Origin of the sequence: Kocuria oxytropis (assembly GCF_040981195.1) — a bacterium.
Lineage (GTDB): Bacteria > Actinomycetota > Actinomycetes > Actinomycetales > Micrococcaceae > Kocuria > Kocuria oxytropis.
The window spans coordinates 1-560 of sequence record NZ_JAVFXA010000095.1; the positions used below are offsets into that span (position 1 = coordinate 1).

Sequence of the window (560 nt, forward strand, 5' to 3'; positions counted from 1 at the left end):
GGTGGGCTTCTACGACCTGCGCGACGCCTCCGCGTCGTCCGTCCCGGTGGTCTCCACCGCCTTCCGCCCGGTCGACCCCGAGGAGCTCGCCCGGAACCCCTTCCGCGTCTTCACCTCGATGCTCGCCGCCGACGATCCCCGGTTCTTCGGCGAGGACCTGCAGCGGCGGCTGCGGGAGTTCATCGGCCGCCGCAGCCTGTTCCCCGAGGAGCTGCTGGAGCTGGCGGACCGGGCCGCCGCCGAGGGCGGACTGGAGGACGACGACGCCGAGCAGCTCCTCCGGCTGGCCACCCGGTCCTTCGAGCTCTCCGACGAGCCGGTGGACCACGCCTGGTACCGGGAGCTCGAGGCCGTCTCCGCGGTGGCCTCCGACATCGGCGGGGTCACCACCACACACATCAACCACCTCACGCCGCGGGTGCTCGACATCGACGACCTCTACGCGCGCATGGAGACGCTGGGGATCACGATGATCGACGAGATCCAGGGGCCTCCGCGGTGGGACGGCCCGGGCGTCCTCCTGCGCCAGACCTCGTTCCGCGCCCTCGAGGAGGACAGGG

1 protein-coding gene is annotated in these 560 nt (G+C 72.1%); it reads left to right on the forward strand.

Annotated elements, in window-relative coordinates; translation table 11 throughout:
* On the forward strand, nucleotides 1-560 hold a 560-nt coding region (locus QYM41_RS17750), incomplete at both ends, for a 2-oxoadipate dioxygenase/decarboxylase family protein (protein ID WP_368801090.1).